6 protein-coding genes and 1 tRNA gene are annotated in these 7,143 nt (G+C 43.9%); all 7 read left to right on the top strand.

Annotated elements, in window-relative coordinates:
* Positions 1 to 51 precede the first annotated feature (51 nt).
* The 7 genes from RDS42_RS10395 to RDS42_RS10365 all read left to right on the top strand — a co-directional run bounded on the left by RDS42_RS10395 (position 52) and on the right by RDS42_RS10365 (position 6,952).
* Positions 52 to 1,443, top strand: coding sequence for an aminopeptidase (locus RDS42_RS10395; RefSeq protein WP_308783607.1), 1,392 nt, complete (start codon positions 52 to 54; stop codon positions 1,441 to 1,443).
* A 100-nt stretch (positions 1,444 to 1,543) separates the two neighbouring features.
* The gene (locus RDS42_RS10390; protein WP_308783606.1) at positions 1,544 to 2,257 is read left to right on the top strand and encodes an ABC transporter ATP-binding protein; all 714 of its coding nucleotides are present in this window, start codon (positions 1,544 to 1,546) and stop codon (positions 2,255 to 2,257) included.
* On the top strand, positions 2,254 to 4,020 hold the full coding sequence (locus tag RDS42_RS10385; protein ID WP_308783605.1) for an efflux RND transporter periplasmic adaptor subunit: 1,767 nt from the start codon (positions 2,254 to 2,256) through the stop codon (positions 4,018 to 4,020). The genes RDS42_RS10390 and RDS42_RS10385 overlap by 4 nt, the downstream gene beginning before the upstream one ends.
* The gene (locus tag RDS42_RS10380; protein ID WP_308783604.1) at positions 4,020 to 5,252 is read left to right on the top strand and encodes an ABC transporter permease; all 1,233 of its coding nucleotides are present in this window, start codon (positions 4,020 to 4,022) and stop codon (positions 5,250 to 5,252) included. Before RDS42_RS10385 ends, RDS42_RS10380 begins: the two co-directional genes overlap by 1 nt.
* 120 nt (positions 5,253 to 5,372) lie before the next feature.
* Positions 5,373 to 5,446, top strand: a tRNA-Arg gene (locus tag RDS42_RS10375).
* 359 nt (positions 5,447 to 5,805) lie between these two features.
* The gene (locus RDS42_RS10370) at positions 5,806 to 6,597 is read left to right on the top strand and encodes an AAA family ATPase (RefSeq protein WP_308783603.1); all 792 of its coding nucleotides are present in this window, start codon (positions 5,806 to 5,808) and stop codon (positions 6,595 to 6,597) included.
* Entirely contained in the window at positions 6,584 to 6,952 is a 369-nt protein-coding gene (locus RDS42_RS10365; RefSeq protein WP_308783602.1) for a hypothetical protein, read from the top strand. Before RDS42_RS10370 ends, RDS42_RS10365 begins: the two co-directional genes overlap by 14 nt.
* Positions 6,953 to 7,143: the final 191 nt, after the last annotated feature.

Raw genomic sequence — 7,143 nt, 5'->3', positions numbered from 1 at the left:
CGGATTATAATGTATAGGAATTTAAAAAATTTAAGAAAGGCAGAATATAATATGGAACGTAGAAACGCGTGGCTTAGCTATGATGAAAAAGAAGAAAAGGAGCTGGAACTGGTGGCAAAAAGCTACCGCAGTTTCCTTGATGCAGGAAAGACTGAGAGAGAATGTGTTTCAGAGCTTATCAGACAGGCAGAGGCAGCCGGTTATGTATCCCTGGAAGAAAAAATTGCTTCCGGAGAACAGATTAAGGCAGGAGATAAGATCTATGCAGAAGGAATGAAAAAAATCCTTGCATTCTTCCATGTAGGACAGGAGCCTTTGGAAAAAGGAATGAACATCCTGGGCGCTCATATCGACTCTCCCCGTATTGATATCAAGCAGAATCCGCTTTATGAAGACACGGATCTGGCATATCTGGATACTCACTATTATGGTGGTGTGAAGAAATACCAGTGGGTGGCACTTCCGCTTGCCATTCATGGCGTGATCGTAAAAAAAGACGGTACAGTTGCAGAGGTAAATGTGGGAGAGGATGAAGAGGATCCGGTTGTATATATTACTGATCTTCTGATCCATCTTGCAGGAAAACAGATGCAGAAAAAAGCGGCTGAAGTTATTGAGGGAGAAAATCTGGATATTCTGATCGGAAGCAGACCGTTAAGCGATCTTCCGGACGATAAGAAAAAGGAAGCAGTAAAAGAGAACATCCTGAAGCTTCTGAAGGAAAAATATGATGTAGAAGAGGAAGACTTCCTTTCCGCAGAACTGGAGATCGTGCCGGCAGGAAAAGCCAGAGACTGTGGTCTTGACAGAAGTATGGTGGCAGGCTACGGACAGGATGACCGTGTATGTGCCTATACTTCTTTCCTGGCAATGCTGGAAATGGAAAATCCGAAGCGTACCTCCTGCTGTCTGCTTACCGACAAAGAAGAAATCGGAAGCGTAGGAGCTACCGGAATGCAGTCAAGATTTTTTGAAAACAGTGTGGCAGAGCTTCTTGAGGGAATGGGATGCTATTCAGAAATGACTCTGCGCAGAACTCTTAAAAATTCCTTTATGCTTTCCTCTGATGTAAGCGCAGGCTATGATCCGGCTTATGGAGAGGCCTTTGAGAAAAAGAATGCGGCATATCTGGGAAGAGGCATTGTTCTGAATAAATTTACAGGATCAAGAGGAAAATCAGGTTCTAATGACGCCAACGCAGAGTATGTGGCAAAGGTTCGCAAGATCTTTGACGATCATGAGATTGCATTCCAGACAGCAGAGCTTGGCAAGGTAGACGTAGGCGGCGGCGGAACCATTGCTTTTATTTGTGCTCTTTACGGAATGAACGTGATCGACAGCGGCGTATCTGTACTCAGTATGCATGCACCGTGGGAAGTAACAAGCAAGGCGGATATTTATGAAGCGAAAAAAGCATACAAGGCATTTTTGCTTGATGCATAAATAATGAAGTATTTTTATATTTTCCGTCGTTTTATTAAGTGACATGTATTTGAGGCATCTGGTATAGGATAAAATGAAGCAGACAGCAGAAGGAGCAAGCATGAGTGATACACTGATCAAAGTGGAGGATCTGTGCAAGATCTATAATCCAGGAGAAAATGAGGTCCGGGCTTTGGACCATGTGAACCTTGAAATAGAAAAAGGAGAATTTGTAGCCATCATCGGGCAGTCCGGATCCGGAAAATCTACGTTTATGAATATGCTGGGGTGTCTGGATGTGCCTACGTCCGGAAGATATTTTCTTAACGGAACAGATGTATCAACCATGAAGGACAATCAGCTGTCTGTGGTGCGGAACCGCGAGATCGGATTTATTTTTCAGGGATTTAACCTGATTGCAAATCTGAATGCAATTGAAAATGTGGAGCTTCCTCTGATCTATCGGGGGATTGACCGGAAAACAAGGCATAAACTGGCAGTGGAATCTTTGAAGCTGGTAGGGCTGGAGAAACGGATGCACCATAAACCCAATGAAATGTCCGGCGGTCAGCAGCAGAGAGTGGCCATTGCCAGAGCCATTGCAGCGGAGCCTCCGGTGATCCTGGCCGATGAACCGACAGGAAATCTGGATTCGGCGTCCAGTAAAGAAATATTGGAAATCCTGAAAAAAATGCATCGGTCGGGAAAAACAGTGATCCTTATCACACATGACAACGGGATAGCGGCACAGGCCAGACGCGTTGTCAGGATCATGGATGGAAAGATTGAGTCAGATACCATCAACGAGAGCTTTGAGCAGGAGGAAGTATTATGAAAAAACCAAAAAAGAAGCTGATCATCGGAATAGGAGCAGCTGCGGTAGTCATTGGAGGAGGGATCGCGGTTTTTGGAAATGCCGGAAAGCAGGCAGATGTAGTTCCTAAAGTGGAAGTGGTGCAGGCGGTAACCGGAGATGTGCAGCAGACTGTGGAGGCCAGCGGAACGGTTGTAAGTGAGGAAGAAAAAACATATTTTTCTCCTGCTAACGCCAGAGTAGATACTGTGTCTTTTGAAGAAGGACAGACAGTTAAAGCAGGAACCAAGCTGGTGGAGTTTAATGTAAAAGATCTGGAACGGGAACAGAAAAAAACTGAGCTGAATCTGAAATCCGGGAAACTGGATATGGAAAATACATTAAACAAATCGGATAAAGCAGTTAAAAAACAAAAAGAAGCCCAGGGAAATGCAGCATCATTAAAGCAGAAAGTAGAAAATCAGAAGAATTATGTGGCAGGCTTGAAAGCACAGCTTTCTCAGGTGACAGCAGATGCTTCCAGAAGAGCTGCGGCAGAGGCGCAGAGACAGGCTGAAGAGGCCAGGAGAGCCCAGGAACAGCAGCAGGCTGCAATTCAGAGACAGTATGAGGAGGCGGTCAGAATTTATGAAAATGATACGCTTCCGGCATATCAGAACCGTCTGAATGAATTGAACACAGCAGCAAGCCAGGCGCTGACAGCCTATAATACAGCAGAAAATACATATCAGATGGCCTTTACAGAATGGTCATATGACCAGAGCCAGGAAAATACAGCAGCTCTTACACAGGCAGAGGCAGACAGAAGTGCTGCTCAGATTGAATGGCAGAATGCCCAGGCGGCATATGAAGACCAAAAAGCTCAGATGCCTCCTGCGCCTCTTCTTTCTGACTTTACAGGTGCTTCCGATCTGGTTACAGACGGATCCATGCCGGATTTTGGAGATTCTCCGGTATCAGGAGGTTCTACATCATCAACTCCGGACACTTCAGGGATCGAAGCGGCACTGGAGCAGGCAAGCAGCGACCTGGCGGAACTGCAGTCGGAGCTTGCTTCACAGGAAGCTATCGCAGAGGCAGATCCCAATGCAGTGACAGAGGAAGAAAAAGAACGGATGGAGATCACCACCAATCTGTCTGAACTGGATCAGATGACTGCTCAGGAGCTTGTGGAAACTGCAAAGAAGGGGATCAAAGCAGATTTTAACGGCGTGATTACAAAAAAGACTGTAGTAGAAGGTGCGTCTGCTACTCAGGGAATGGAGCTTTTTACTTTGCAGAATACGGACCGGGTAGATGTAGATGTGAATATTTCCAAATATGATTACGATAAGATCAAGGAAGACCAAAAGGCTTCTATTACCCTTGCAGGCAAGACTTATGAGGGAACGGTGACTTCTGTAAGCCATATTGCCACACAAAACGAAAAAGGTGCTTCTTTGATCTCTGCAAGAGTAAGAATCGACCATCCGGATGAAAATGTATTTCTTGGAGTAGATGCAAAGGTGACTATCCAGGCAGCCTCTGCAAATGATGTGGTCATACTTCCGGCAGAGGTGGTAAATATCGGAAAAGAAGGCTCCTTCTGCTATGTACTTGAAAATGGTACGGTTGCCCGTAAAAATATTGAGACGGGGATATCTTCTGATGAATATATAGAAGTAACTTCCGGACTGAAGGAAGGCGACACAGTGATCCGTGACATAGGAGGACTTCAGGAAGGAATGGCAGCAGAGCCGATGACTTCCGATCCTCTTGAGGCAATGACAGGAGAGGATGCCTGATGAATGGATTTTATGAATATGTAAAAATGGCAGTTCAGAACATCCGGGCAAATAAGGGAAGATCTTTTTTGACCATGCTGGGCATTATCATTGGAATTGCCTCGGTTATTGCCATTGTGTCTATTGGCGAAGGAACCAAGAATCAGATGAATTCAGAGATCAGTGATATTGGCGGAGGCCAGATCTATATTTATGTCAGCAGTGAGGGTATGTCAGAAGAGATTTGGATCACACCGGAGGATCTTCAGGAAATCCGGGATCTGAAGTATGTAGAAGGTGTCAGTGTGGCGGATTCTTATAATGGAGAGACTATGACCGGGAAGGGCACCTTTGACCTGATGGTTACTGCAGAGGGACCGGATGCCAAAATGATCAACAATGCGGATATGAAGTACGGTACTTATTTTGGTGAGCGGGAAGTGGAGGAAGCCAAGCCGGTATGTGTGATTTCAGATTCCGATGCCAGAAGACTTTTTGGAACAGATGATGTGGTGGGGATGAGCATTGACATTACCTGTTACGACGTAACAAAAAGTTTTCGTATCGTAGGTGTGACTACTCAGAAGGAAAATGGTACTTTTGTCAGCTACACTTATGAAGGAATGCCGGTTAATATAAATATTCCTTATTCTGCTATGAATGAACTGGTAGGAGATGTGGATTATTTTTATTCCGTGACGATACAGTCAGATACCAGCCGGGATTCCCAGAAAACAGCTAACGAAATCATTCATGTCCTGGAAAAACGGCATCAGTGTGCCGGAGACGAATATTTTCAGGTTCAGAATTTCCAGGATGTGATGAAATCCATGAACCAGATGCTTGGAATGGTAACGGCCTTTATTTCTTTTGTTGCAGGTATTTCCCTGCTTGTAGGCGGTATAGGCGTTATGAATATCATGCTGGTGTCTGTGACGGAACGTACCAGGGAGATCGGTATCCGTAAATCTCTTGGAGCCAAAACCTCCTCTATTATGCTGCAGTTTCTGGCAGAGGCAGCGATCCTTACGGTAATCGGAGGTATTATAGGAATTATACTTGGAATTATCGGTGCTTATGGAATCTGCAGTGTGATCAGTGTCAGTATGCAGATGACCATCAGTCCCGGCATCAGTTTGAGTGTGATTCTGTTTGCTACGCTGTTTTCCTGTGCAGTGGGTGTATTTTTTGGAATTTATCCGGCAAGAAAGGCTGCAAAGCTGAGTCCGATCGAGGCGCTGAGAAGAAACTAAGAGGCAGAGAATCAGGATCTGAAAAAACTCTGCAAAAAATAAAAAAAATTTAAAAAAGCTGTTGACAAAATGCACATTATAATGTAGAATACTCTTTGTTGTGAAGGAAATCACAAAGATGTGCGTTTAGCTCAGCTGGATAGAGCGTTTGGCTACGGACCAAAAGGTCGGGGGTTCGAATCCTCTAACGCACGCTAACAACCATGAGAGCCTTGATTTTTCAAGGCTCTTTTTATTTTGTGTTTAATGATTGGTCAGTAATAAAAAGTGTTACCTGATGTTACCTAAAAAATGAAGAAAGGAGATTCTCTTATTCTTGTAATCACGACCACCGACTAAGCTGATGATCGTGATTTATCAGGAAAGCAGTATGTATTGGGCAAAATGTTCAGTGAATAAAAATGCTTTTTGAGTATGCTGCCGGATATGCATAAATTTTTGACAGGGGCTTAAAGGGGTTGACTGAAAAATAGGGAAAGAACCTAAATTGCCTTGAAAACTGTCAGAAAACAAAGTATACTGAGGATAGTATTTATTTCTCCGGAGGAGTTCTATGAATAAGACGATAACGATCTGCTTTACAAATAATAAAGGCGGCAGCGGCAAATCTACCACCTGTTCCAATATCGGCGCAGCAATGGCCCGTGCAGGAAAAAAGGTTCTGATGATCGATGGAGATATGCAGCTGAATCTGTCCCTTTCTTTCTTTTCTGAAGACTGGGTACTGGATAAGGCGGCAGGTGAAAAGAATCTTTATCATGCCATCAGAGATCAGCAGGATCTGACGGATTTTATTGTACATACACCTTATGAAAATCTGGATCTGATTCCATCTTCCACGCTGATGAGTTCTATTGAATATGAACTTTTTACAAAGTGGCAGAGAGAATTTATTCTGAAAAAATGCCTTCAGAAGATCAAGGATTCCGGTATTTATGATTATATTCTTATTGACGCACCTCCTACTCTTGGGGGCTGGGTTATGAATATTCTGTGTGCGTCAGATCAGGTAATCATTCCGGTAGAGGCAAGTCCCTGGGGCATGTTTGGTCTTGCAAACATGTTTGATTTTCTTAATGAGGTGAAACAGATCGCTCCGGATCTTCAGGTTGCCGGAATAGCGGTAACGAAAGTAGATACACGAAAGAATTATTTTAAACAGACAATGGAAACTTTGCATGAACTGGAAGAGATCTATGTGTTTGATTCTTTTGTCCGTGTAGACAGTTCTGTGGAATGGGCACAGGATAACAGTGCTCCGGTAGTGGAATATAAGAAATCCAGCAGAAGTGCAAAAGAATATGCAGAATTGGCAGAGGAGGTAATGAAACGTGTCAGTAGGTAAGGCAAGCATCAAACGTGCAGCAAATGCAGGAACGAAAAAGGCATCAGAGGTAAAGGAAACAACAACAGAGATAAAAGCTCCGGAGGCAGTGAAAGCTGATAATGTCAAAGCTCCCGCAAAGACAGCTGCGAAGAAAACAACATCAAGATCTTCAGCAGCAAAGACTACAGCAGCAAAGAAGACCACCGCCAGAAAAACTACAGCAAAATCAGCGGCAGGTGTGAAAACTTCTGTGCTCACGCCATCTAATTCGGAAGAGATTCAGGCAGCATTTATTTCTGATAAAGCAAAGCAGCCAGAAAATACAAACGCACCAGTACATGTGACGGAAGATCTTCCTGTTTATTTACTGTAAATGAATGGTATACCAAAAGGAGAACCTGATGTGTTCTCCTTTTGGTTTATACGGAATATGACTGTCCATGGCAGTCTGTATCTGGCGTGTAAAGTGGAACAAGCCCCTGTAAGGTTGAAAGATTTAGGGAGTTCCAGGCGGACTTGTCTATTTTGATATCAAAAATATGTCCACAAAGTATGCCACATATT

The sequence above is a fragment of the uncultured Blautia sp. genome, from assembly GCF_902497045.1.
Classification (GTDB): domain Bacteria; phylum Bacillota; class Clostridia; order Lachnospirales; family Lachnospiraceae; genus Blautia_A.
This window is presented reverse-complemented; position numbering and strand designations above follow the sequence as displayed.

What these genes read in the sequence shown, in the direction of transcription:
- RDS42_RS10370 (WP_308783603.1), top strand. Translation starts at nt 5,806, where the DNA reads ATGAATAAGACGATAACGATCTGCTTTACAAATAATAAAGGCGGCAGC.
- RDS42_RS10385 (WP_308783605.1), top strand. Translation starts at nt 2,254, where the DNA reads ATGAAAAAACCAAAAAAGAAGCTGATCATCGGAATAGGAGCAGCTGCG.
- RDS42_RS10380 (WP_308783604.1), top strand. Translation starts at nt 4,020, where the DNA reads ATGAATGGATTTTATGAATATGTAAAAATGGCAGTTCAGAACATCCGG.
- RDS42_RS10395 (WP_308783607.1), top strand. Translation starts at nt 52, where the DNA reads ATGGAACGTAGAAACGCGTGGCTTAGCTATGATGAAAAAGAAGAAAAG.
- RDS42_RS10390 (WP_308783606.1), top strand. Translation starts at nt 1,544, where the DNA reads ATGAGTGATACACTGATCAAAGTGGAGGATCTGTGCAAGATCTATAAT.